Consider the following 24,354-nt stretch of genomic DNA (forward strand, 5'->3'; position numbering starts at 1 on the left):
AGAACGAGTTCAGCCAGTGAGTCTTTCCGAGGTGTTACACCCTGCGGTCAACCGAACCAAGCTCGTTTGGGCAATGGGTATCAATCAGATTCTTGCGTGGGGCTCTACCTACTATCTGCCTGCAGTTCTCGCCGCTCCGATTGCGAGGGAGACGGGCTGGTCGATCACCAGTGTCGTTGGAGGTCTGTCGTGGGGGATGTTGCTCGCGGGAGCAACGTCCCCCACCGTAGGGCGGCACATCGACCGACACGGGGGCCGAGTGGCGATGGCGCTCAGCTCATTTCTTCTTGCCATAGGCCTTGCCACGATGGGGGTGGCTGAAAACCTACCGACGTATTATTTCGCATGGAGTTTGATTGGCATCGCTATGGCGGCAGGGCTTTACGATGCGGCCTTTTCAACCCTGGGCCGTCTTCTCGGCGAAGGGGCTCGAACATCGATCACAGGCTTAACGCTCCTGGGTGGATTCGCCAGTACGCTGGGCTGGCCCGCAATGGCAGCCATGGAGGAGTGGCTTGGCTGGCGGGGAACCTGCCTTTGCATTGCCGCCGTCCATTTGCTTGTCGGGTTACCTGTTCATGCCATGATGATCCCCAGTAGCGTAAGGCAACCCGTTAGGCCTGTGATTACCGGAAATGACCACACGACGCGTACCCCAAGGCAGACTAGCGGACTGTTTCTGCTCATCGGGATGATGCTGACTGTCTTAGCGCTGGTCGTATCGAGCGTCTCAGTACATCTTCTGGACGCTCTCAAGCAGTTAGGGATTGCGACCGCCGTTGCCTTGGCAATTGGCATGGTGATCGGCCCCGCCCAAGTCGCAGCGCGGGTCGCAGAGTTTTCAATCGGCAGACACCTGCATCCGACATGGTCGGCACGTGTGGGCGTGCTCCTTTGCCTGTTCGGGGTTAGCTTGCTGATCGCGGGAAAAACGTGGCTCTCATTCGTCGCAATTGCCCTGTATGGAGCAGGTAACGGCATTCTCACAATTGCTCGCGGAACACTGCCGCTGGCATTGTTTGGTGCTCAGGGGTACGGGTCACGAATGGGATTGCTGGCCCGCCCAATTCTGATTGCTCAGGCATGCGGCCCTATCCTGGCCGCCTTGGTGCTGGATACGTTAGGCCCAGCACCAATGTTAAGTGTGCTTTGCTGCTTGCTGATAATTTGCGTGGTAATCAGTTTTCGCCTACCAGCAGGCAGCCATCCGACTGCATGAGGGCGAAGCATGCTCACGCTTGCTTCCTGGGGCGTAACATTGGCTTAATCCACACTTGCTGTGATTGCATCTAAGCGATCTGTCTGGGCTGGCTAGGCTGCCCTTATTGTCCTTGTGGTGCTCATCCCCTACAGTGCAGTGGTATGAAACGTTATCTGCGGTTGTGCCTCATTTTTCTGATCAGCCTCACGCTTCCTTTAACCGGGATGGCGGGTGTTCAGGCACCGACAGAACCTTGCCCTATGAAGACCACGGGCACGGTGATGATGGGCGACATGGGGATGGACTGTTGTAACGACATGAAAAGCTCTGCTGACCACAGCAAACCCTGTAAATCAGGTCAAGAGTGCAAGAATGGCAGCATCGTCGAAGTGCTGGCCTTCAGGCCGCCTGCGTCTCCCCTCAATGCCGTTATGGGGTTTGTTGTTAGCGACTCCGCGCCTGTAGGCACTTCATCCGGTGTGTGGCGACCGCCACGCGCTTAATTCCTTTTTGACATTAAGGCCCATTTTGCCCTCGCGAAATGGACAGGCCGTGCGCGTTTATATTTCGCATGCGGTGAATGATCACAGGAATAAAACTGATGAATGCCAAGTGCTATCGCATTGGCTGGCCCGCTGTGGTCGGTTTGATGGCAAGCGTAATGGCAGCGCACGGCTTTGCTGGCACCCTGACGCTTGATGAAGCGTTACGCTTGGCAGATACGCACGCGCCCTCGCTCGCCGCACAAGATGCCAACATCCGGGCCGCCAGCAGCGCAGCCATACCCGCCGGCGAATTACCCGATCCGAAACTGATAGCAGGCCTGCAAAACTACCCAATCGGAGGCCCGGATCGCTGGAGCGTCAATGATGATTTCATGACTATGCAGATGGTCGGAATCAGACAGGAGATGCCCAACAGCGACAAGCGCCGAGCGCGTATTGAGGTGGCCGATGCGGCCATCGAGCGCGCCGCAGCCGAGCGCCAGGTTGAACGTCTCAACGTTCGCCTGTCGACGGCGCTGGCCTGGATAAGCAGCTATTCGGTCGAACGCAAGAATGCGCTGTTTCAGGAGTTCTACCGGGAAAACGGACTGTTCGCCGAAACTGTTAAGGCGCAGATAGCCGGTGGTCGAGCACAACCCGCCGAAGCAGTCTCGCCCATGCAGGAGGCAGCACTGCTCGCAGAGCGACAAGATGATCTGGATGTTCAGCGGACTCGGGCGCGGGCGGCCCTCAAACGGTGGATAGGCCCGGCAGGTAATGACGAACCGGTAGGCAGCCTGCCGGAGTGGCCCACCGACACGTCTGGCTACTCGCACAAGCTCCAACACCATCCTGAACTGGCAGCCTTTGTTCCAATGACCCGAGAGGCACAGGCAAAGGTGCGAGAGGCCGTCTCGGAAAAACGCCCAGACTGGAGCTGGGAGCTGGATTATCAGCACCGAAATCGTGAATTCGGGGACATGGTCAGCGTGCAGTTTTCATGGGATCTGCCCCTGTTCACCGACACCCGGCAGAATCCGAAGATCGCTGCTAGACAGGCCGAACTCAGCCAAGTTGAGGCACAACGCGACGCCCTGGCCCGAGAGCACGTAGAGCAACTGGAGCGCGATTTGGCCGACGACGCCCGGCTGAATCGCGCCGTGCAACGCGGTCGGGAAAGCTTGGTGCCCCTAGCCCAGCAGAAAGTTGAACTCAGTCTGGCCAGTTATCGAGCAGGCAAAACCGATTTAAGCGCTGTCGTCACGGCCCGTCGTGAAGTCATTGAAGCGCGGCTCAAGCAGGTGGACGTGGAGGAGCAACGGGCTCTGACGAGTGCCCGTCTGTATTTCGCGTATGGAGAGGCACGTCCATGAGCCGACAGTGGAGTTCGATTTGTATTGCGGCGGTTTTCATGGGCTTAGGTGCGGCGGGCGGATACTGGTTCGCAGAGCGGCCTCACGTCAATGCTTCTCCGTCAACCGTTGTACCTGATAGCCGTGGTTCGCAGGAGCGTCAGGCGCTGTATTGGTACGATCCCATGTACCCGCAGCAGAAGTTCGACAAGCCGGGGAAGTCGCCCTTTATGGATATGCAGCTGGTTCCTCAGTATGCCAGCGGCGCCGGTGATCCAGCGGCCCTCAATATCGATCCTGGCGTGACGCAAAATCTTGGTCTTCGACTTGCCACCGTCAATCGGGGTGCGCTGGACGTGACGCTCGTCGTCACGGGCGTCGTGAACTTCAACGAGCGGGACGTCGCGGTGGTTCAAGCGCGTACCAATGGGTTTGTCGAGCGCGTATATGGGCTCGCGCCGGGTGATGTCCTTCCAGCCAACGCGCCACTGGCCGAAGTTCTTGTACCGGACTGGGTAGCTGCTCAAACAGAGTTCCTGGCGCTCAAGGCCCAAGGTGACGCAACGCTTCTCGCAGCAGCGCGGCAGCGGCTGCGGCTGACGGGCATGCCACCGGGCCTGATTGCTCAAGTGGAGCGCAGGAATAAGGTTCAGCCCTACGTGACGATCAGTAGCCCCATTGGGGGCGCCCTTGAGGAGCTGAACCTTCGCACGGGCATGACCTTAACTGCCGGTGCAACGCTGGCCCGTATCAATGGTTTGAGCAGCGTCTGGCTGGCCGTCGCCGTTCCAGAATCTCAAGCCGGATGGCTCCAGACAGGGCAAATCGTCGAGGCTCAGTTCCCGGCTTTTCCAGGCAAAACCTTGGCAGGTAAGGTCAGCGCGATTCTGCCCGAGACAAACCCTGACAGCCGCACGATTCAAGTGAGGGTCGAGCTTCCCAATCCCGACGGACAACTCAGACCAGGCCTGACGGCACAGGTACGTCTGCGCAGCACGGGCGAGCACAGCGTACTGTGGGTGCCCAGCGAGGCTGTCATTCGAACCGGACGGCGAGCGCTAGTCATGCGTGCCGAGGATTCGGGTCACTACCGTCCGGTGGAGGTACAGCTAGGACAGGAGACCGATGGCAAAACAGCAATTGTCAAAGGTCTGGAAGAAGGACAGAAGGTCGTCGCATCGGGCCAGTTTCTGCTGGACTCGGAGGCCAGCCTGAAGGGCATCATCGCATCGGCTCGCGATGACTCAGCCCTTGGGGCGTCGCCTCGTTTATATGAGGCAGATGGGCAGATCGTCGATATAGACGACACCACAGTCACGCTCGCTCATGGGCCCTTCAACACCCTCGGCATGCCAGGCATGACGATGACGTTTCCGGTCGCCAACCCACTTCTGGTGAGAGGCCTGAAGGCGGGCGACAAGGTTCGGATAGCCGTTAGCCAGACCGATGATGGGTTAGTGGTCGAGCGACTGAACAAGATGGGGAGTCAGCCATGATTGCTGCCCTTATCAGGTGGTCGGTTGTAAACCGTCTGCTGGTGCTTCTGGCGACGATGTTCGTCACCGCGTGGGGCATCTGGTCATTGCAGGGTACCCCCATCGACGCGCTGCCCGATCTGTCCGATGTCCAAGTGATCATCCGCACCCCTTACGCGGGTCAGGCGCCGCAAATAGTCGAAAACCAGGTGACCTACCCTTTAGCGACCACCATGCTTTCCGTGCCCGGCGCGAAGACAGTGCGCGGTTACTCTTTTTTCGGTGACAGCTTCGTCTATGTGTTGTTCGAGGATGGCACGGATCAGTACTGGGCTCGGTCGCGGGTATTGGAATATTTAAGTCAGGTACAAAGCCGCTTGCCCGCGAACGCAAAGCCGGCGTTGGGGCCCGATGCGACAGGGGTCGGCTGGATTTACCAATATGCATTGGTGGATCGCACTGGCGCGCACGACCTTGCGCAGTTAAGGGCTTTGCAGGACTGGTTTCTCAAGTTCGAACTCAAGACTATTCCCAATATTGCAGAAGTGGCCACTATTGGCGGCATGGTCAAGCAGTATCAGGTAGTGCTGGATCCCCTGAAGCTCGTCAACCTGCGGGTCACTCAAGCAGAGGTCACTGCCGCTATCGGCAAAGCCAACCAGGAGACGGGGGGGGCGGTGCTGGAAATGGCGGAAACGGAGTTCATGGTGAGAGCTTCCGGCTATCTGAAGACGCTTAATGACTTCCGCGCAATCCCTTTGAAATTGGGAGCTGGCGGTGTGCCGATCACGCTGGGTGACGTCGCCACGATCCAACTGGGCCCGGAGATGCGCCGTGGCATTACCGAACTCGACGGAGAAGGTGAGACCGTAGGCGGTGTTGTAGTACTGCGCAGCGGCAAGAACGCCCGCGAAACCATCGCAGCGGTCAAGGCGAAGCTGGAGGAACTCAAGCCCAGCTTACCGGTAGGGGTAGAAATCGTTACTACCTATGATCGCAGCAAGCTGATCGATCGTGCAGTAGATAACCTCAGTCACAAGTTGATCGAGGAATTTATCGTCGTTGCCCTGGTGTGCGGAATATTTCTGTGGCACTTGCGCTCGGCGCTGGTGGCGATCATTTCGCTGCCTGTCGGGGTGCTGATCGCTTTTATTGTCATGCGTCATCAGGGCATCAACGCCAACATCATGTCGTTGGGCGGCATCGCCATCGCCATTGGCGCGATGGTCGATGCCGCCGTGGTCATGATCGAAAACGCCCACAAGAAAGTTGAAGCGTGGCATGTCACCCATCCCGGTGAGGTTTTGCAAGGAGAGCGCCGCTGGCAGGTGATGATCGACGCAGCAACGGAAGTCGGCCCAGCCCTGTTTTTCTGCCTGTTGATTATCACCCTGTCGTTCATTCCTGTGTTCACGCTGGAAGCTCAGGAAGGCCGCCTGTTCGGGCCGCTGGCCTTCACCAAGACCTATGCCATGGCGGCAGCGGCGGGTTTATCAGTCACACTCGTCCCGGTATTGATGGGCTACTGGATTCGCGGTGGGCTTCCTGAAGAGCAACAAAATCCACTGAACCGCTTCCTCGTCCGTGTTTATCAGCCTGCGTTGGACGCTGTCCTGCGTCGGCCCAAAACGACATTGCTGATCGCAGCGCTCTTGTTTGTCAGTGCGCTTTGGCCGCTTTCCCGACTGGGCGGCGAGTTTCTGCCACCGCTGGACGAAGGCGACCTGCTCTACATGCCGTCTGCACTTCCAGGCTTGTCTGTTCAGAAAGCGGCTCTGCTGCTGCAACAGACCGACCGACTGATCAAAACCATCCCCGAAGTCGAGCACGTGTTTGGCAAAGCCGGTCGCGCCGAAACAGCCACGGATCCCGCGCCGCTGGAGATGTTCGAAACGACCATCCAGTTCAAGCCGCATGAGCAATGGCGTGCGGGCATGACCCAAGAGAAGTTGGTGGCAGAACTGGATCAGGTGGTGAGAGTTCCGGGGCTGACCAACATCTGGATACCGCCCATCCGCAACCGGATCGATATGCTAGCCACCGGGATCAAGAGCCCAATTGGAATCAAGGTGGCGGGTTCCAACTTGGCCGAGATCGATACCGCCACTCAAGCCGTAGAACGGGTGGCCAAGACGGTAGCTGGCGTCAGCTCCGCCCTTGCAGAACGCTTGACTGGCGGGCGTTACATTGACGTTGATATCGATCGTAGCGCGGCTGCTCGGTACGGACTGAACATCACCGATGTGCAATCCGTGGTGGCGGGCGCGATAGGCGGTGAAAACATCGGAGAAACGATTGAAGGGCTGGCACGCTTCCCGATCAATGTACGTTACCCGCGCGAATGGCGAGACTCTGTCAGCGCCCTGGAACAACTACCGATCTACACCCCGCTAGGCACTCAGATTACGCTGGGGACAGTGGCGAAGATCAAAATTACCGACGGCCCTCCAATGCTCAAAAGCGAAAACGCACGACCCTCAGGGTGGGTGTACATCGATGTGCGCGGCAGAGATCTAGCCTCAGTGGTGGGCGATCTGCATCAGGCCATAAGCCAGCAGGTCAAGTTGCAGCCCGGTATGAGCCTGAGCTACTCGGGTCAGTTTGAATTCCTTGAACGGGCCAATGCTCGATTGAAACTAGTCGTGCCGGCCACACTGCTGATCATTTTCGTGCTGCTGTATCTAACCTTCTCCCGAGTCGATGAGGCGTTGCTGATCATGGCCACACTCCCGTTCGCACTCACCGGTGGAGCTTGGCTTCTATACGTCCTCGGTTTCAACCTGTCGGTTGCGACGGGCGTCGGTTTCATCGCACTGGCGGGGGTTTCCGCCGAGTTCGGCGTCATTATGCTGCTCTATCTTAAGAATGCCTGGACAGAACGCCAGGATGCGGGTGACTGCTCGGAGATGGGGTTGGGGGAAGCGATACGGCATGGCGCCGTCCAGCGCGTGCGACCCAAGGCAATGACCGTCGCAGTCATCCTTGCGGGGTTGCTCCCGATTCTGATGGGAGGTGGCACCGGTGGCGAAGTCATGAGCCGTATTGCAGCCCCGATGGTAGGCGGCATGGTCACCGCGCCACTGCTCTCGCTGTTCGTGCTGCCTGCGGCCTATCGCCTGATGCGCCGAAAGTACACATCTGACCACTGCAAAAACCCACATGGAGAAACCCTATGAAAAGATCTCAATCTGCACTCGCAGCTGCCATGCTCGCGCTATCCCTTTCTGTCTGGGCCGACGATATGGCGGGCATGAAAATGGACGGAACGAATGCCTCACCTGCAAACTCCGCTCAAGTTGCAAACGCCGAGGGAGCGATTAAGGCCATTGACCGTGAAAAGCACTCCGTGACCATCGCACACGGCGCCGTTCCTGAAGTGCAGTGGCCGCCGATGACGATGGCATTTTCGGCTTCGGACGATCAGATGAAGGGGCTTCAAGTGGGAGACAAGGTGGCCTTCTCCTTCGCGCAACCTGGGGGCAAAGCCACCATCGTTTCAATAAAAAAATGAAGTAGCCCCTGCGTTCGGTTGCTGCCAATTACCTTATGGCAGCAATCCCAAGGCCTTCGGGGATGAACGTCACGAACTAGCAAAGCGCTAGGGCGGTGAATCGAATCACGCCGCATGGAGGCTAGCCATGCGGGGTTTCAGAAAAATCGATAGTCCTAGCAAGCGTCTCAGTGACGGATAGGAAAAGGCCAAACAGTGTTGTGCCCGTATATTGCGTGTTTTCGCAATGATGAACAGTACGAGGATGCTCCTTCGCGTCCATGCGAAGAGGTTTTGCCGAACGCTTCGAGGCATGCGCTGATAAGCTGTCGCCATGCGGTTGGCGTGGTGTCCCGATAGGGTCGAGGTCAGGACGGCTTGAACAGACTGCTTGCTGCTCCACGCGGTGAGCGCGTGGGTTCATGCCTTTGGGGTTGCGTATAACAATCCAGGCCACGACCGCGACTTTGAGTCGCCATAGCGTAAGCGGTTAAGTTAGTTGACCTGCGAGGTTAAAAATGAAAATAGGGCAACTTGCAAAAATGGTAAATTGTCCAGTGGTTACCATTCGATATTATGAAAGCATAGGACTCTTGCCCGTCCCTGAGCGCTCCACAAGCGGTTCCAGAATTTATTCAAACTCTGATGCTGAGCGCTTGGCGGTGATCCGGAATTGTCGGGCATTTGATATGTCGCTCAACGATATACGTATCATCCTGGCGCACAAGGACAGACCTTCGGAGGACTGCGTTGAGGTTACTGAGCTGGTGATTAGCCAAGTCAGAGCGATTGACGATAGGATTCAGGAACTATCAAAGCTCAAAGTGCAGCTGGCTGATTTGGGATTAAGCTGCCCCAGTGGTAGCGAAGGAATGGCTTGTAAAATTATCAGTCAACTGGGACGTAAAGTGTCCAGCGAGAACAGGAGCAAAGGTGCTCCTGTCCTGGATGCGGACGACTAGCAGGTGAGAGGGATCATGATGCTTGCCTGTTTTGCGGAAGCTTCGTAATGCCCTTATATGGCTGGAAGTAAAGAAGTAATGCTGCTATCAGGTAAACGGCCCACGCGATAAGTGAGCTGGTCGTGGGAGTATCTTGATACCCTAGTACGCCCGCCAGAACCGCGCCAGCGGGGCCATCCGCAGGCAACGTTTCACTCAAGTCAAACACAATTTGTTGACCAGCGTTCCACAGGCCCGCTTCATGCAGGGCCTTCAAGGCATTGGCCAAGATGCCTGCTGAAACGAAGATGATAAGGAGCGACGTAGCCTGGAAAAATCGACTCAAGTTGAGACGTAGGCTGCCCCGGTATAGGCAAATGCCGATTACGAATGAAGCTGCAATTCCAAGCAGTGCGCCAGCAGGCGCACTGAAGCTATCGCTTTGCTGAATCAGCGCCAGAAGAAAAAATAGGGTTTCGAGCCCTTCCCGAGCTACGGCAAGAAACACCATGAAAATCAATGCGAGTGCATGGTTACGCTTGTTGTCGAGGGCGTTATCGACGGCGGATCGTAAGTGGCCTCCAATTGACTTTGATACTTTTTTCATCCAAAGCACCATTGAGCTTAATATGCAGACTGCCACTATGCCCACCACGGCTTCAAACAACTCAACTTGCTTTTGCGGAAATTCTGCTGTGGCATACTCCAGCGCACCACCAATTAGTAAGACCATTGCCAGCGCAAGAAAAATCCCTACCCAGATGGCTGGCAACCATTGTTGTCGTCCCGTTTGCTTCAGGTAGCTGGCTATAATGCCTACCACAAGAGCTGCTTCTATACCTTCGCGTAAAACTATTAAAAAAGCTACGAGCATATTATCCACGCCTTGTTTTAAAAGCCGTTACAGGCTAACTCATGATTTATCGGTTGGAACATGCAGCATGTGTAAGCTCTTTAATATGAGCAGAGATTCCCGGCCATGTCGGCAATCCTTCTTAAGGGCAGTTCCTTTGTACTGCTCCGTAACCTGTCGTCGGCAACATTCGGATTGGCGTCATTGCAACTGGCACTGCACGTGCCAGTCTGGCTGGTCTGTCACACATGGACGATTAGCTCGCTTGGAAAACCTTAGTGGACACCCTATAGCCGCTATAGGGTCAAGGGCAAAAGCGGTGCGAGAGCTTGATCCAGGGTATCTGAGCGCGCGCAGGGCCGGCCATCAAGCAGCAGGCTTTGTCGCTCGTGTATCTGCCTTACTGAATATGCGGAAATGCGTATATTTGAAGTTCGACTCATGAGCGATACCCCAATGTCATTGTGAATCAACGTACTTGCTGTCTGCGTAGCTAACTCATTGCGCTCGCAGCTAGCAGAATCGTCGCTGAGCCGTGGTGACCCATGCGCTGCAGCGTTCAGCCGGCTCTCAACCGCCAGGTCTTGCCTCCAGCGGTCGCAGCTTTGAAGAACGTCGTGGTGGAGGCGTCTGGACTGCGAAGTAATCCATCAAGCTCTTCGTACAGATCAAGACCACACCTCCCGGAGGATCAATGAAAGAGCCTATGACCCCCACCTCGTTGTTCAAGTGTTTGGCCGATGACACTCGAACCAAGATCACGCTCCTCATCGTAAGTGAAGGCGAGCTGTGCGTTTGCGAGCTCACTGCTGCGCTCGACCAGAGCCAACCCAAGATCTCTCGCCATCTGGCGCTGCTTCGCTCAGCAGGTTTGCTAATGGATCGTCGTCAAGGCCAGTGGGTGTACTACCGCTTGCATCCTGGGCTGCCCGAGTGGGTGACAGCGATCCTGAAGGATGTCGTGGACGCAAACCAGCGATGGTTGGAAGCCGAAGCCAAACGTCTGTGCGACATGAATGGCCGACCTACCAATCAGGCCATTTGTAACTGATGCTGCGCCTACAGAGTCTCTGAAATGCTGATTGCCATACTGATTTTCATTGCAACTATCGTGTTGGTCATCTGGCAACCTAGAGGTTTGGGAGTCGGCTGGAGCGCGACCCTTGGCGCTGTTTTGGCGCTGCTGACTGGCGTCGTCAGCCTTGGGGACATCCCAGAGGTCTGGCACATTGTCTGGAATGCCACTGCGACCTTCATCGCGGTGATCATTATCAGCTTGCTGTTGGATGAGGCAGGTTTTTTCGAGTGGGCTGCGCTTCATGTCGCTCGGTGGGGGAAAGGGAGCACCAGAAAGCTTTTCGCGTTCATCATATTGCTGGGCGCCGCCGTATCGGCGCTCTTTGCCAATGACGGCGCGGCGCTGATTCTGACGCCCATCGTGATCGCTATGTTGTTGGCCCTCCGGTTTTCTCCTGCAGCCACTTTGGCATTCGTGATGGCGGCGGGATTTATTGCCGATACGGCGAGCTTACCGTTTGTGGTCTCCAATCTGGTCAACATCGTCTCTGCCGATTACTTCAACATTGGATTCGCCGAGTATGCCTCTGTGATGGTGCCGGTGAACGTTGTGAGCGTCTTGGCGACACTGGCGATGCTGCTGTGGTTCTTTCGCAGAGAGTTACCTGCGACCTACGATCTTGCGCAACTGCATCAACCTTCTGAAGCAATTCGCGACCGGCCAACATTTATCGCGGGCTGGCTAGTCCTGGTGATGTTGCTGGTAGGTTTCTTCGTGATCGAACCCCTAGGTGTTCCGATCAGCGTCATAGCTGCAGTCTGTGCACTCATCCTCTACGTAGTCGCTGCCCGTGGTCACGCCATCGACACCGGGAAGGTACTCAAAGGTGCGCCGTGGCAAGTGGTGGTCTTTTCATTGGGCATGTACCTAGTTGTCTACGGACTCAAGAATGCTGGGCTAACAGATCACATCGCACAGATCCTCAACGTCTTCGCGGGATATGGTATCTGGAGCGCTTCGCTTGGAACCGGCCTTCTCACGGCGCTTTTGTCTTCCATCATGAACAACATGCCGACCGTCCTGGTCGGGGCTTTGTCGATTCATGCCGCCGAAGTCGATGGTGTCGTCCAGCAAGCCATGGTGTACGCCAACGTTATTGGCTGCGACCTAGGCCCGAAAATCACTCCAATCGGCAGCCTGGCTACCCTGTTGTGGTTGCACGTGCTGGCTAAGAAAAACATCAAGATCAGCTGGGGTTACTACTTCAAAACCGGAATCGTGCTGACCCTGCCCATCCTCGTCGCCACCCTATCTGCCTTGGCACTGCGCCTCAGTTTTTGAATCAAGGAGTCTTCTGATGAAAGTCTTGTTCATCTGCACCCATAACAGTTGCCGCAGCATCCTGTCCGAGGCGCTGTTCAATCACTTAGCGCCCGAAGGCATACAAGCGGTCAGCTCAGGAAGCTTTCCCAGCGGTCGAGTGAATCAGCGGGCCTTGCAGACGCTTGAGGCAGCGGGGATCCCTACTGCAGGCTTGAGCAGCAAGGCTTCGGATGAGTTTGAAGGCTCGCCTCCAGATATTGTTATCACGGTATGTGATCGGGCTGCGGGTGAAGCATGCCCCATCTTCTTCGGCCCGGCCTTGAAAGCGCATTGGGGCTTGGCCGACCCGTCCGAAGCTACTGGATCGGAAAGCAACATCAGCACCGCATTTGAAACCACCCTCGCCAAAATTCGTGAACGGGTTGCGGCCTTTCTTGAGCTGCCGCTGAAGACGATGAGCCCTGAGCAGCTGAAAGCTGAACTGAACCGCATCGGTTCGCTTTAAAGATCAACCGAGGCGGCTCTCCATGTCGCGCCGCTGTAGGAGTTTATATGCAAGACACATTGCCGAACGTACAGGCCGAACTAATCGACATCCCTTCGCTGGAACAACTGGAGCCGCGTAAACCCTCGCTCCATAAGCCACGAATTCTTCTTCTGTACGGCTCAACGCGAGAGCGCTCATTCAGCCGGCTGGTGACTCAGGAAGCCGCACGCCTGCTGGAGGAGTTTGGCGCTGACACAAAAGTCTTCGACCCCTCGGGTCTGCCGCTACCGGACGATGCTCCCGATACGCATCCCAAGGTCGCGGAGCTACGCGAACTGATGCAATGGTCTGAGGGGCAGGTGTGGTGTTCCCCTGAACGACACGGCTCTATGAGCGCGGTATTCAAAGCCCAGATCGATTGGGTTCCGCTGGCGATAGGCGCTGTACGCCCTACGCAAGGAAAGACCCTTGCGGTGATGCAGGTCTGCGGAGGGTCGCAATCTTTCAATGTCGTCAACCAGCTACGCGTACTGGGTCGGTGGATGCGGATGTTCGCCATCCCAAACCAATCTTCCGTGGCCAAGGCGTTTACCGAATTCGATGAGGCAGGTCGGATGAAGCCTTCCTCCTACTACGACCGTCTGGTGGACGTTATGGAAGAGCTGATGAAGTTCACGCTGCTGCTGCGCGATCGCCAGGACTACCTTGTTGATCGCTACTCTGAACGTAAAGAGTCCGCCGAGGAGCTGTCCAAGCGCGTCAACCAGCGCTCCATCTAACACCAGTGTGAGAAACCTGCATGAGCCAGATCACGATCTACCACAACCCCAACTGTGGCACCTCTCGTAACACCTTAGAGTTGATCCGCAACAGCGGGGAGGAACCGACAGTCATCGAGTATCTGCAGACCCCACCTGACCGCACCACGCTGATCGGGCTGATCAAAGATATGGGCATTGAGGTGCGAGCCCTTCTGCGCATCAAGGGCACTCCCTACGAAGAGTTGAGGCTGAGCGATGCATCCCTGACTGACGAATATCTAATCGATGCCATGATGGCTCACCCCATCCTGATGAATCGGCCCATCGTCGTGACGCCGTTGGGCACACGCTTATGTCGTCCGTCAGAGGCCGTTCTCGACATTCTCCCTCAAGCGCAGCGCGGCAGTTTTGTCAAAGAAGACGGGCAAGTCGTCATTGATGAGAATGGCCACAAGGTTTGAACCGATACGAAGCGGATTGGCCTGGAGGGATGACGGTGAATCAAAACCCAATACTTGATGTTGTGGTCATTGGCGGTGGTCAGTCTGCGCTGACAGCGGCCTACTTCCTCAGGCGCTCAGGTCTTTCCTACGTGTTGCTCGATGCCGAGACTGCACCTGGAGGGGCATGGCGACATGGATGGGATTCGCTCCGTCTCTTCTCTCCGTCCGCGTGGAGTTCAATTGCAGGCTGGCCGATGCCTGCTGTGTCGAAAGAAACGCCTCATCGTGACGAAGTCGTCGACTATCTCACCCAGTACGAGCGTCGTTATGATTTTCCGATCGTCCGCTCCACGCGGGTGACCCGCATCGAGAAAATCGAGGGCGGACTGCGCGTTCTCTCTGAGGATTGCTGCTGGGATGCCAGGGTAGTCATCAGCGCAACGGGCACGTGGGGCTGCCCGTTTGTTCCAACCTACCCAGGACAAGAAGTGTTCAAGGGGCAGCAGATCCATTCCGCCCAATATGAGAGGCCCAGTGAGTTCGAGGGAAAGACGGTTCTTGTCGTAGGTGGTGGCAACTCGGGTGCCCAGATTTACGCCGAGGTTTCAAAAGTGGGTCAGGCCACCTGGGTGACTAACGAGGCACCAAAGTTTCTTCCAGATGACGTCGATGGCCGTGTCTTGTTCGAGCGAGCCACAGCTCGGTTGAAGGCGCAGCAAGAGGGCGTGGAGCCCCAGAAGCCTGTGGGAGGGCTGGGCGACATCGTCATGGTGCCACCGGTATTAGAAGCTCGCGGACGAGGTGTCCTCAGCGCAGTACGGCCATTTACGCATTTCACTTCATCAGCTGTGATATGGCCGTCTGGAGTCGAGACGAAGGTTGATGCCGTCATCTGGTGCACCGGATTTTCTCCAGCGCTCGACCACCTGCGTAACCTAGGTGTCGTCGGTCATGACGGCAAGGTAGCCGTAGACGAAAACCGAAGTGTTGATTTATCCAATCTTTGGCTGGTGGGTTACGGGGATTGGACGGGGCTCGCATCGGCCACATTGATCGGGGTCACCCGCACCGCCCGAGATGTAGTGAAGCAAGTGCAAAGCTATCTTGCAGGTCTAGCCTGATGGCCTGTGACGCATGCATGTACACCTACTTGGATGCTTCCAGGAGGGCTCTCGACAGGTAAATCGCGCTGGCCTGGATTCAGACGATTCTAGGCGCGGGCTCACTCCGGTGAGCCGGTCGCGGGGAGTGAATTTGCACAGGCCTTAACGCGTACGTTGATAAGCTGGGCGTTGCAGGGCCTGAGTTGGGCGAGATCTGTTTGGGCGTGGATCTAGGACGTTAGATCTTGTCTCCCCGAGAGCATGGTGAGAAGCGGAGGGTTATGTCGGCCACTGGAGAGGAGCAGCTGCTGGCTTAGAGCCCGAGATCCTGCGCAATCTGGACATCAATCATTTTGCTGTCGGCCCAGCCATCTTGTATCAGTTTCCAGCGCAGGCTCCTTGAGATGGCCTTGATGCGGGCGCTCTCGATGATTAGGGCGCGCTGGTAACCGCTTGAGCTACGCCGCCTCCGCTCGCTTAATCCCCCGATGTTTGTATGGCCCAAAGCTGCACTCTTGTTATCACGTTGCCACGCGGCCTGTAGCCGGAGCAATTCGATTTCCAGCTGTGCGTGACCGTAAATTTCGATCCAGGCTTTCTTCAAATGGCGCAGCGTCGTTCGTGCGGATCTTAGATCCGACAGCGCGTTGACTCTGGATGCTCTGAGGGCAGGGCTCAAGGGCATATTCACCGCATTTCCAGCATTAATGCACGCAGTATGCGCATGAAACATGTTGCCTGGTGACGATGAGCAAACACCTATTTGAGAGCTAATGATCTCTAGAGCCATCATCTGCGTGCAGCTGGTTTTTTTGATCATTTCGCGCCTCCGTCTACATATCACAGAGATATTCTAGTCGGAATAATGCTCATGCAACCTCAGATTCCCTAGCTGACATTTGGGACACAGGTCAGGTGGGCCAGTGCTTTTGCAACGTTGAGCATGGAATCTTCAACATCTGCATTGCCTCAGCGTCCAGACGCTCTTGCCCCCCGCTGAAGAAGATCAGTCAGGGTAGCTGCGCCGACAAGCCGCCACACGCTCATCTCCTTGGGAGATGAGCGTGTGGGTCAGAGTGCCAATAACGTTGGACGGTAGAGTGAGACAAGCCCAGTTCACGCTTAGCCTCGGCTTGGGTTTTACCTTGAGCCTTTAAAGCCTGAACGGCCTGCAGGTTTTGAATTCGCAATGGCTGACCAGGAGATCTTTTGGCCAGATTTTCACCATCCATTTGCTGATGGAGTAATTCAACGCCGCCTGATGCAGCAAATCGCTGAAGCTCTTCCTGAGCTGACGCAAGTGTATTTTCGAAACTCTCGCCGCGTTGCAAGGCCACGCACAGGGTTATGAACGCAACCGGATCAAATTTCAGGCCTTCAGCAAGCTCTGTGAGCTTGGCGATGCTCACTCCGGATTTGCCCCTTTCCAGCAAGCTGAGCGTAGTACGAAAGGCCGCATCGCCCAAATTGTCGTAGCTGAGCTCGCGCTGCTGCCGAATAGCCCTCAGCGTCGCAGCTATCTCTGTTTTTAGGGGCATAAGCGTCCAAAAAACAAGGATAGAGCCACAGGGTGGATGGCCCAATAAACAGCATATATTGTGTGTAGTGGGTGGTTGTGGGTATCATGCCACGCCAGAGTCGCTGTCTTGGCTGCAAGCTGATCACACTGTTGATGCATGGCTCGGATCTCACCGTGACTGGGTGAGTTATCAATTTACGCCTAAACCGACTAAGGAGGCGTCTGTGAAGGTTTACGTCCTGTCCGACCTGCACGCCGAGTTTGAGCCATTTGTGCCGCCGTCGTTGGAGGTCGACCTGGTAGTGCTCGCTGGGGACATCAACAAGAAAACGCGAGGGATCGAGTGGGCTAACGACACCTTCAGCTGTGATGTTGCGTATGTCATGGGGAATCATGAGTACTACACGGGCCATTTTGACCGAACGCTCGACAAGGCACGCAAGGCCGCCGCTAGTCATGTGCATGTGTTAGAGAACGAGACGTTCGTCTGGAGGAATACCCGCTTCCTGGGTTGCACTGCGTGGACGGATTTCTCCAGCACCGGTGATGTAAGCGCCGCAATGTCAGTGGCGCGAGAGACGATGACGGACTTCCGAGCGATCAGAGCGGATACCAATTTTCGACGTTTGCGGCCTGATGATGTTGCTGCGCGCAATCGCCAAGCCAAAGCATGGCTGACAGCAGAGCTGCACAGACCATTTGATGGTCGGTCGATCGTCGTCACCCATCATGCGCCTGTTCCGGAGGTCGCAGGCGATGAGCATGGAGGACATCTGAGCGCCGCTTACTGCAACGCATGGCACTCGCTGCTCCTGCAGGCAGACGGCTGGATTTTCGGTCACACGCATCGCGCTGTAGATACCGTTCTGGGAGGTTGCCGCGCCGTGAGCAACCCCAGAGGTTATCCAGGCGAAGATACCGGCTTCAACCCCAGCAAGGTCATAGAATTTCAGTAAATGTGGAGACATTCGTGGGCTCTGGTAACGCTTCAGAAATCCCCGATGGGGTTGAGAAAGCCAAGAGAATCGACTGGGGAGTGCCCATCGATGCATATCTCATGAACGCTGCGCAGGTCGGCAATCGATTCGCTGCCTCCGTGTATTGCGACCTGTCGGGAGCATCTGCCGACGGGATGACCATCTTGACGCCGCCTGTTCGGCAGTTAGCTACGGTGGGAAAGTTTGAGATGCTCCAAAGCTTGAACGGCAATGACCATTACGTCGTTGTGACGCGATTGAGTAGCGAGGAAGCATGAGTGCTCGCGAGCCATTACCAAGAGCTGTGCTTGAGGCTGCGACGATTAGCTTCGAGCTAGGAATTACCGCTTACCTTTTTGAGCCAGAGCTTGTTGGTTTCTGCTTGGAGGGAACCATCTATTTGGATAGAAAGGATAGATTCCAGTCCGGTCGACTTATACGTACTTCAGCGGTAATGGAGTTCGAAACGTGCGGCGGCTACGTGGTTGCTGTGACATGGAGTGGGAGCCGCTATGTCCTCGTGGCAGAGAATGGGCCTTGGGTGTTGACGTTGCCCGACAGGAGGTTGGATGAGCCTGCCCCGTATAGCTGAGATGAGTAGGCTCCAGACCCGACCTCCTTGCCAGGGAATCTAATGAAAATCGCGGCAGTTATCTTTGATGCGTTTGGCACCCTTGCCCGGATAACACGGCCAACACATCCGTATGGTCAGTTACTACGCGAAGGCAAGCGGCAAGGCCGCAGTTTTAGGCCAGACGACATGCAGACCCTGATGACCCACAAGCTGTCCATTTCAGAAGCAGCTGCACGTTTTGGTATCCAGGTTTCGTCTGACCGGCTCGGTCTTCTGGAGCAAGCGCTCAAAGCCGAGCTTGCGAGCATTGAGCCGTTCCCTGATGCCTTGGAAGCCATGGCGATGCTCCGGGCTGCGGGCATGCGAACAGCCATATGCTCCAATCTGGCCATGCCATATGGCCCCTTGATTCAACAGATTTTTCCGAACCTCGATGGCTACGGTTTCAGCTACCAAGTTGGTGCCATGAAGCCTTCCCCGATTATCTATCGACATACCTGTGACCTACTGGGGGTCAGGCCCGGTGACGATTTCAGCAGTCATGGACGAGTCGTGATGATTGGCGACTCGGCGCGATGCGACAGAGACGGCCCTCGCCAGTGTGGTATCAGCGGCTTTCTCTTGCGCAGGGAGCAGGCAGAGGGATTTTCGAGCCTCACCGACTTCGTACGAGATGTACTCGCTTATGAGTAGGCAGAAGTATGGGCGCCTGTCCTGTTCACCTATGACCGACTTAGCGGAATGCTTATAAGTCCTCACTCAGCTCGTCCAGCGTTGCGCGAATTCGACGGCTGATCTGCGAAGCAAAAACATCGATGGTATTCATGGCCTGGAAGACCTCTCCGGGCTCTAGGACGATGATCTCATCATCAATCGTCTTGCCATTTCGATGCACGATGTCATGCCGCAAGTTGCAGATCGGAACGATAGGCGAAACGTCCAAATCCTTCATGCGATCACCAATCAAGACGCACAGCACGTTTTTGATCGTAGCCGGATTGTGGAACGTCAGTTCGGAAAGAAATTTCAGGATGACGCCTTCCACACCTTTGGGATGCTCAGCAATTTCCAGCAAGGTAAATTTCTTTCCCCGGTGAAGGGTCTCGATGTGCTTGGCGATATTGAGCAGAAACGCCTTGTCTCGGATAACGAGAGCACGCACCGACGTACTGATCATGGTTTCCAAGAGGGTGACCGCGTGTGCGTACACCAGCTTGCAGGTCATCTGGGCATAAGGGCCGTGCTCGCTATGTGTGAGCAGCATGATGGCCGCCCTTAGCTGCGCGCCAAACTCGATGTACTGCTCGTGGAAGGATTGTCGTTCAAGCCACTTGTATTCAGCTTCCTGGTCGTACGCGTCCATCATGTCCGAGTATTGTTGAGCAAGCGCTTGGTAAGCCTCTGACTCACCTTCCAGGTCTTCGCGATCCAGGCGGTTCCCTGCCCAGTCGAGAAACCTCTCCTGTTGAGCCTCGAACAAATGCTCTTTCACACTACTCATGACGCCAGTCCTTGAACGTGAGCCTTCGAGATCAGAAGCATATCAGTCCCGCTAGGAGTGCGTTCCCCGCCAGGATGAATCGGTATGGCTCATTCATGGCGACGTGCGATGCCCACAATCTGATCTCATCAATACGCTAAGAAACTGGCGTATGCTCTGGTACCCATGCTGGCTTCCTGCCAGTGCAAGGGCAGCCTGTGCTCCATACGATGGTCGGGCCTCCCCTGTGATGGGGCACCGAACGCAGCTTGCTAACAGGCTGACGCTGATACCTTTCTATTTTGCGTGAATGCTTTGCTGAGTACCTCGCAGCGCCGGCAGGAATCGCTAGGGCTTTTTTTGGAGATCGCATGAGTTTTTTTACGGACGAAGAATCCGGGTCGTTGACGATCAAGAGAATGATCTTGCACGTAGTCGGCCCTAAAGATTTCCTGGCCATGCCGGAGCGCTCCTTGGAAGAGGAGGCATTTTTTATAAGCAAAATCGAGGGTATGGCGGCTGCACCCATTTTTATGTTCAAGACGGTCTCTACAACCCGCCAGGAAATTGAGTCAATGGCGAGTGGGGACGTTTCCTTCGAGCATGGAGCCCAGAGTCTGGCAGCGAGCTTTAACAGGCAACACGTCAGCGGCAGCGCGGATGGCGTCCTGTGCATGTTTGAATTAGGGGTCGCTGATCCAGACGTGAAGATCTACAGCTTGATCAAATATGACTACAAGCTTGCCCTTGAGCAAAACGATACCTCGCCAGGGCAGGCCTTGCGTAGGATTGTTACAGCGCTGGTGGACGACAAGAAGGCCATTCAGAAGACGGCACTTATACGCGTGGTCAGTGGTGTCGCAGATCGGAACATCTCGGCCACCGACCGCACCAAGAACGGTGCGGATCTTGCCGACTATTTCGCTGATTTCCTATCCGTGGCCAGAGCGATCTCAGATACCGAGCTCAGCGAAATTACCCGCAAGCTTCTGAAAGGGGCGCTACAAGCCTGCAAAGCTGACCTCCCGGATCAAGATGTACCTCGCGCAGTTAAGAAGGCCCAAGCCTCTCTGGCTTCTCGGAGAAGGATTGATGAGGAAGCTATTGTCGAGGCAATCATGGTTGCTGCTGGCCACCCCGACGATGAAAAAGTGGCCAACAGGCTGGAGCGCGAGACCCGTAAGCGCGTGAGGTCGAGTAAGCTTCATGAAGTCAGCTTCGAACCTGATCGGAAAATCTTCCGACAGCCCTACATGCGAAAGATCATGACAGCGGAGGGTGTGACGATCCTGTTTCCGGACAAGTCTGAAAGCCCTAACGTTAGGGTGGTTGACCTTGGCGGGGATAAAAGACAGATCATCGTAGACACCGATAAGGTCACGGAGGATGGCGTTGTCACACCTAAGACTGGCCAGCCTACTTAACGGGCTGGCTCGAAATCGTCAGGCCCTGATTTCGGAGGGGTCAACGAGTGTTGTCGTCTCGGATTTGTTAGCAGGCCCCACGCTTGAAGTGATACATGCCGCGTCTGAGGCCGGCTGGATGTTTACCACTGTCGACAGCCAAGGCAGCAGATACGATATCGATGAAGTCGGTGCGGATTTTGAGCCATTTCGCGTCACGCTCGAAAAGCATTTGCCGTCCGAGCATAGTGCTGCCGACGATCTGTTCATCGCCACCGAGGTAGGGTTCAGAAGCTTTCTTCGTAGGGGACACAGCGCAGCCCGGTGGCATCTGCTTGGGTTAACCACGGCATTCAGCACTAAAGCGAGGGTGTACTGCGGATGGGACGAATCGGCAGCGCTCGCGCAGTCACCAATCACGAAAGCGCCCAGGCTTCTAGTCAAGGAAACGGCAACTGTTCGTACAGTGCCAGAAGACGTCCGACATTGGCTCTATGCGGAGGGCCATACCCTCGAACCTGGCAACTCATTCCACATGATCTGGGCGGCGCATGCGCTTAATTATCTGAGCCGGTGCTTTGCAAACGAGATCGATACCACCGGTACCCTGCTTATATTCAAGGGGCCGCCGAAGCTGAATCTTACGATCAGCCAAGTGGCCGATGACGTTGGCAGGGTGTCGGTATCTGAGTTTGAGGTTGTCCAGGATGCGGCTGGCTGGGTCTTTGATAACTCAAGAGAGGCCGAAGTAAAGCACATCCTTCTTTCAGCAGAGATCGCTCGATCTGGAAGAGCTGACGGGGATGCAAGCGACTACTTCAGGGAGAATCTCGCTGCCGCTCTTGATTGCGCAAAAATTGCTTATCAAATGGCGGTTTCCGAGATCACCAAGGACACCCTGAAGTCATTGGGGGATCTTCGCAAAGCCGTTACGGAGGAAACGTCAAAAGCGACCGACGCTACCCGTCAGGCGACAGCAGCAATCGCCACCGCGCTCACGGTTGGTCTTGGCCTGATCGCAGCCCGGCTCACGGTACAGATCAACCCCTACCTGATTGCCGTTGTCATGGGCGTCGCGTTTGGCTACACGCTCATGAGCGTATGGTCGGGGCGAAAATTCATCCAGATCCAACAGACCCTGCGTCAGGAGTGGCAGCCCAAGCTCTACCGCTACCTTTCTGTCGATGAGTTCAACAAGATGGTGGGAGATCCCATCAGCGAGGTCGAAACGCTGTTCAGTCGTGTCAGCGGGTGGGGCCTGGCAACGCTTGGGATCGTTGCGACGGCGATTGTCATTTTTGCTTTTACTTATGTCCCACCGAGCGGCTCCGACATCACTGCACCCGCTGCGCCTAGGCATCAGACTGAGCCGAGAAAGGAAGCGCCGAGCACATGGCCCTCGATGCTTCATTTCGGCGGAGGGATGACAGCGAGTCTGAGCTTCGGGGTGGCCGTTGAAACTTGACTCCCGCGTTTGATCGGGCAAGTAGGTAATGGCCATGGCTAGGCCAGCCAAAGTCGCTATTTCGCCTTTTTTGATACCGTTCGTCGGCGAAGCGATCTTTTTTGACACTTACCCCCTTTAAAAATTTTAAACGAGACGGAGTTCTTATATTTGAGAACAAAAGAAAAGCTGCAGTGGCGCGGACACCTTTTCTCAGTGGACACCTCCGGCTTTTACTTCTGTTTTTCACGGCTCTTCAGTGGCACGGTTTGGGGACTGAGGCGGTGTTCAAGGCCAGCATGGTGAGGCCGGGGGCCTAGGGGGAGGTCGTTGCTTCTCTTTGCAGCCGCAGGCTGCTGCTTATGCTTTGTTTACAAACAACACAGCTAATTTTTAAAAAACACAACATATTGTGGTTATTTCGTTTTTATCTTGGGCATATCATCAATATGTAGTGTCTGGGTTTAATTTTTGGTGGGGCGACGGTTGATGGAGTTAGGGTCGGCGTTAGAAGCCAGCATCTGGACAGCCGCTGGGCGCACATATCGCTCCAATCTTCAATCAGTCATTGAGCAAGCGCTAGTCGAGTACAAGCGGCAGCCGGGTCTCGACGACCTTACCCGTCTGCATGCGAGCACAGCAGGCCAGGATGGTCTGATTGCCCTGAGGGCTGCACTGTCGAAACGAATGCCGGAGATGAGCGGTTGCGATCGTTGTAACTACCAAGAGCTCAGACGCCGCCTGCGCTGGCACATTGTGCGGCACTTGCAGCAACGTATGATCAAGGACGGCTCGGCCACACCGGCAATGCGTGATGACTATCTGAGCACCGATCTCGGGCTTTAACGGATTTTGTTCTTCAAGAGATCTCCGGCTTTAGCGGGGTCTACAAAGTCAGTCAGTAGCGACGGTGCGCTGTAACTGTCGTGGTCAATCTGAACCTGTAAACCTACTTTTTGATCTGTAAAGCATGGTGGTTAACAGTGCAAAAAAAGAGGCTTACAGTATCCACGGCTGGAGTGGTGAGCGTTTGCGCACCAAGTGCTTATTGTACCAGTCCATGGCTCTGCTGAGCCGTGTCAGGATCTTCATAAACAGTTTAATGATGTCTGCTAAAGCGACAGAGATGCTGTAGCCACTGTTGAGCAGAGCTTGGGGCTGAGGGAAGGCTTCCATTGAGCGACTGCTTTCCTTTCGCACGCAATGTCCATATTTATCCGTTGCGTTGCCGCCCTAAGGCCGTGTCGGTTTTCTTCAACCTAGTGACCACCCCATCATTCAGGGGTTGGAGACTAGGTTGATAATCTCTTGGCCGAAGGGAAGGTCAAGCAGTCATTGATTCGCATGCTTGTGCGCAAGCTAAACACTCTGTGGAGCAGTTCTGGCAATGTTCTGCTTCATGAGTGCCGCACTCCTGACCGCATGCTCTACAAATCTTTGCGCAAAGCATACAAATTTCATTTGCGAAGGTGCTTCCCCGCGCCATCAGGGTCGCTGCGAGCCTACAGATATCTGCACAATCCCTATCGAGCCTTATGCAGTTCGCCATCATCTTAACGTCCTGCTCTTCCAGACAGGCTGACGCGCAAGTTTCACAGGCCAATGCGCAGCGCAGGCATTCTGAAATGCAATCTTCATAGCTACTGTTCATAACCAATTCTCCGAGGTCGACGGTCGATTCAGTTGATGTACTTTTCTTGAAGGTACACTCCGTCCGACCCAAGCAGATTGGCTGGGTTTCGAGAAAAAAATTACAGTTTTGTAAGGTAGGCGAACCTTTGCTATTCAGTTTGCCTCATCAAGCCGGCACTCTCTGGCATAGATCTGGAGATTCAGCTTCCCATGCAGGCGCAGGCATTGCGTGGAGCAGGTGGACGGCTGGAGTAGACCGTCGGCGATCTAAGCCACCTTTGGCGCTCCCGTTATGTTGATCAGTGCCGGCTAACGTCGCTGTCAAAGTTGTAATCGCAGGCTAAGCCTGCTGACAGGTGCAAGCCCCCATCATCCTCATTGAGCCGATGCTCA

General features: G+C 55.5%; 24 protein-coding genes. 19 read left to right on the top strand and 5 right to left on the bottom strand.

The features are described from left to right. The first annotated feature begins 73 nt into the window (after positions 1-73). From K1567_RS17715 to K1567_RS17745, 7 genes are all read left to right on the top strand, one after another. On the top strand, positions 74-1,219 hold the full coding sequence (locus tag K1567_RS17715; RefSeq protein ID WP_405046003.1) for an MFS transporter: 1,146 nt from the start codon (positions 74-76) through the stop codon (positions 1,217-1,219). A gap of 143 nt (positions 1,220-1,362) precedes the next feature. After that, complete coding sequence (locus K1567_RS17720) at positions 1,363-1,704, top strand: hypothetical protein (RefSeq protein ID WP_220698703.1); 342 nt, start codon at positions 1,363-1,365, stop codon at positions 1,702-1,704. A 98-nt stretch (positions 1,705-1,802) separates the two neighbouring features. After that, the gene (locus tag K1567_RS17725; protein WP_220698704.1) at positions 1,803-3,059 is read left to right on the top strand and encodes a TolC family protein; all 1,257 of its coding nucleotides are present in this window, start codon (positions 1,803-1,805) and stop codon (positions 3,057-3,059) included. Continuing rightward, positions 3,056-4,534 carry an efflux RND transporter periplasmic adaptor subunit gene (locus K1567_RS17730; RefSeq protein ID WP_220698705.1) on the top strand — a complete coding sequence of 493 codons (1,479 nt, stop codon included), beginning with the start codon at positions 3,056-3,058 and terminating at the stop codon, positions 4,532-4,534. Before K1567_RS17725 ends, K1567_RS17730 begins: the two co-directional genes overlap by 4 nt. Further along, the gene (locus K1567_RS17735) at positions 4,531-7,689 is read left to right on the top strand and encodes an efflux RND transporter permease subunit (protein WP_220698706.1); all 3,159 of its coding nucleotides are present in this window, start codon (positions 4,531-4,533) and stop codon (positions 7,687-7,689) included. The genes K1567_RS17730 and K1567_RS17735 overlap by 4 nt, the downstream gene beginning before the upstream one ends. Further along, a complete protein-coding gene (locus K1567_RS17740) occupies positions 7,686-8,024 on the top strand; it encodes a copper-binding protein (RefSeq protein ID WP_220698707.1) in 339 nt (112 codons plus the stop codon). The genes K1567_RS17735 and K1567_RS17740 overlap by 4 nt, the downstream gene beginning before the upstream one ends. Positions 8,025-8,521: 497 nt before the next feature. Beyond that, positions 8,522-8,965, top strand: a complete 444-nt coding sequence (locus K1567_RS17745; protein WP_220698708.1) for a MerR family transcriptional regulator — start codon at positions 8,522-8,524, stop codon at positions 8,963-8,965. Between the two features lie 13 nt (positions 8,966-8,978). Here the strand turns inward: K1567_RS17745 and efeU are convergent, their stop codons facing one another. Beyond that, positions 8,979-9,818 (bottom strand): iron uptake transporter permease EfeU, encoded by an 840-nt coding sequence (efeU, locus tag K1567_RS17750; protein WP_220698709.1) that lies wholly within the window; start codon positions 9,816-9,818, stop codon positions 8,979-8,981. Positions 9,819-10,491: 673 nt separating this feature from the next. Here efeU and K1567_RS17755 point away from each other — a divergent pair. Genes K1567_RS17755 through K1567_RS17780 form a run of 6 tightly spaced genes read left to right on the top strand, consistent with a single transcriptional unit; the run spans position 10,492 to position 14,950 of the window. Then, a complete protein-coding gene (locus K1567_RS17755) occupies positions 10,492-10,848 on the top strand; it encodes a metalloregulator ArsR/SmtB family transcription factor (protein WP_090355491.1) in 357 nt (118 codons plus the stop codon). 24 nt (positions 10,849-10,872) lie between these two features. Further along, on the top strand, positions 10,873-12,156 hold the full coding sequence (locus K1567_RS17760) for an arsenic transporter (protein WP_220698710.1): 1,284 nt from the start codon (positions 10,873-10,875) through the stop codon (positions 12,154-12,156). Between the two features lie 16 nt (positions 12,157-12,172). After that, positions 12,173-12,643, top strand: coding sequence for an arsenate reductase ArsC (locus K1567_RS17765; RefSeq protein ID WP_220698711.1), 471 nt, complete (start codon positions 12,173-12,175; stop codon positions 12,641-12,643). Between the two features lie 47 nt (positions 12,644-12,690). Next, positions 12,691-13,404, top strand: a complete 714-nt coding sequence (arsH, locus tag K1567_RS17770; protein ID WP_220698712.1) for an arsenical resistance protein ArsH — start codon at positions 12,691-12,693, stop codon at positions 13,402-13,404. A 20-nt stretch (positions 13,405-13,424) separates the two neighbouring features. After that, a complete protein-coding gene (arsC, locus tag K1567_RS17775; protein ID WP_090355500.1) occupies positions 13,425-13,847 on the top strand; it encodes an arsenate reductase (glutaredoxin) in 423 nt (140 codons plus the stop codon). A 29-nt stretch (positions 13,848-13,876) separates the two neighbouring features. Next, positions 13,877-14,950: an ArsO family NAD(P)H-dependent flavin-containing monooxygenase gene (locus K1567_RS17780; RefSeq protein WP_220698713.1), complete on the top strand. Its 1,074-nt coding sequence runs from the start codon at positions 13,877-13,879 to the stop codon at positions 14,948-14,950. A 295-nt stretch (positions 14,951-15,245) separates the two neighbouring features. Here the strand turns inward: K1567_RS17780 and K1567_RS17785 are convergent, their stop codons facing one another. Both K1567_RS17785 and K1567_RS17790 read right to left on the bottom strand, forming a co-directional pair. Further along, positions 15,246-15,752 (bottom strand): hypothetical protein, encoded by a 507-nt coding sequence (locus K1567_RS17785; protein WP_220698714.1) that lies wholly within the window; start codon positions 15,750-15,752, stop codon positions 15,246-15,248. A 223-nt stretch (positions 15,753-15,975) separates the two neighbouring features. After that, positions 15,976-16,470, bottom strand: a complete 495-nt coding sequence (locus K1567_RS17790) for a helix-turn-helix domain-containing protein (protein ID WP_220698715.1) — start codon at positions 16,468-16,470, stop codon at positions 15,976-15,978. A 205-nt stretch (positions 16,471-16,675) separates the two neighbouring features. Between K1567_RS17790 and K1567_RS17795 the strand changes: the two genes are divergently transcribed. The 3 genes from K1567_RS17795 to K1567_RS17805 all read left to right on the top strand — a co-directional run bounded on the left by K1567_RS17795 (position 16,676) and on the right by K1567_RS17805 (position 18,695). Further along, positions 16,676-17,407 (top strand): metallophosphoesterase, encoded by a 732-nt coding sequence (locus K1567_RS17795; protein ID WP_220698716.1) that lies wholly within the window; start codon positions 16,676-16,678, stop codon positions 17,405-17,407. Between the two features lie 14 nt (positions 17,408-17,421). Beyond that, on the top strand, positions 17,422-17,706 hold the full coding sequence (locus K1567_RS17800; protein ID WP_220698717.1) for a hypothetical protein: 285 nt from the start codon (positions 17,422-17,424) through the stop codon (positions 17,704-17,706). A gap of 356 nt (positions 17,707-18,062) precedes the next feature. Next, positions 18,063-18,695 carry an HAD family hydrolase gene (locus tag K1567_RS17805; protein WP_220698718.1) on the top strand — a complete coding sequence of 211 codons (633 nt, stop codon included), beginning with the start codon at positions 18,063-18,065 and terminating at the stop codon, positions 18,693-18,695. Positions 18,696-18,747: 52 nt separating this feature from the next. On the opposite strand, the gene K1567_RS17810 is transcribed toward K1567_RS17805, so the two are convergent. Then, entirely contained in the window at positions 18,748-19,503 is a 756-nt protein-coding gene (locus K1567_RS17810) for a hypothetical protein (RefSeq protein ID WP_259445004.1), read from the bottom strand. A 350-nt stretch (positions 19,504-19,853) separates the two neighbouring features. On the opposite strand from K1567_RS17810, the gene K1567_RS17815 reads away from it, so the two are divergent. From K1567_RS17815 to K1567_RS17825, 3 genes are all read left to right on the top strand, one after another. After that, positions 19,854-20,906 (top strand): nucleoid-associated protein, encoded by a 1,053-nt coding sequence (locus K1567_RS17815; protein WP_220698719.1) that lies wholly within the window; start codon positions 19,854-19,856, stop codon positions 20,904-20,906. Next, complete coding sequence (locus K1567_RS17820) at positions 20,869-22,350, top strand: hypothetical protein (protein WP_220698720.1); 1,482 nt, start codon at positions 20,869-20,871, stop codon at positions 22,348-22,350. The genes K1567_RS17815 and K1567_RS17820 overlap by 38 nt, the downstream gene beginning before the upstream one ends. 468 nt (positions 22,351-22,818) lie before the next feature. Beyond that, the gene (locus K1567_RS17825; protein ID WP_220698721.1) at positions 22,819-23,175 is read left to right on the top strand and encodes a hypothetical protein; all 357 of its coding nucleotides are present in this window, start codon (positions 22,819-22,821) and stop codon (positions 23,173-23,175) included. Between the two features lie 478 nt (positions 23,176-23,653). On the opposite strand, the gene K1567_RS17830 is transcribed toward K1567_RS17825, so the two are convergent. Next, on the bottom strand, positions 23,654-23,980 hold the full coding sequence (locus K1567_RS17830) for a four-helix bundle copper-binding protein (RefSeq protein WP_220698722.1): 327 nt from the start codon (positions 23,978-23,980) through the stop codon (positions 23,654-23,656). Positions 23,981-24,354: the final 374 nt, after the last annotated feature.

This window comes from Pseudomonas sp. S5F11, from assembly GCF_019641515.1.
GTDB classification, from domain to species: Bacteria; Pseudomonadota; Gammaproteobacteria; order Pseudomonadales; family Pseudomonadaceae; genus Aquipseudomonas; species Aquipseudomonas rhodesiae.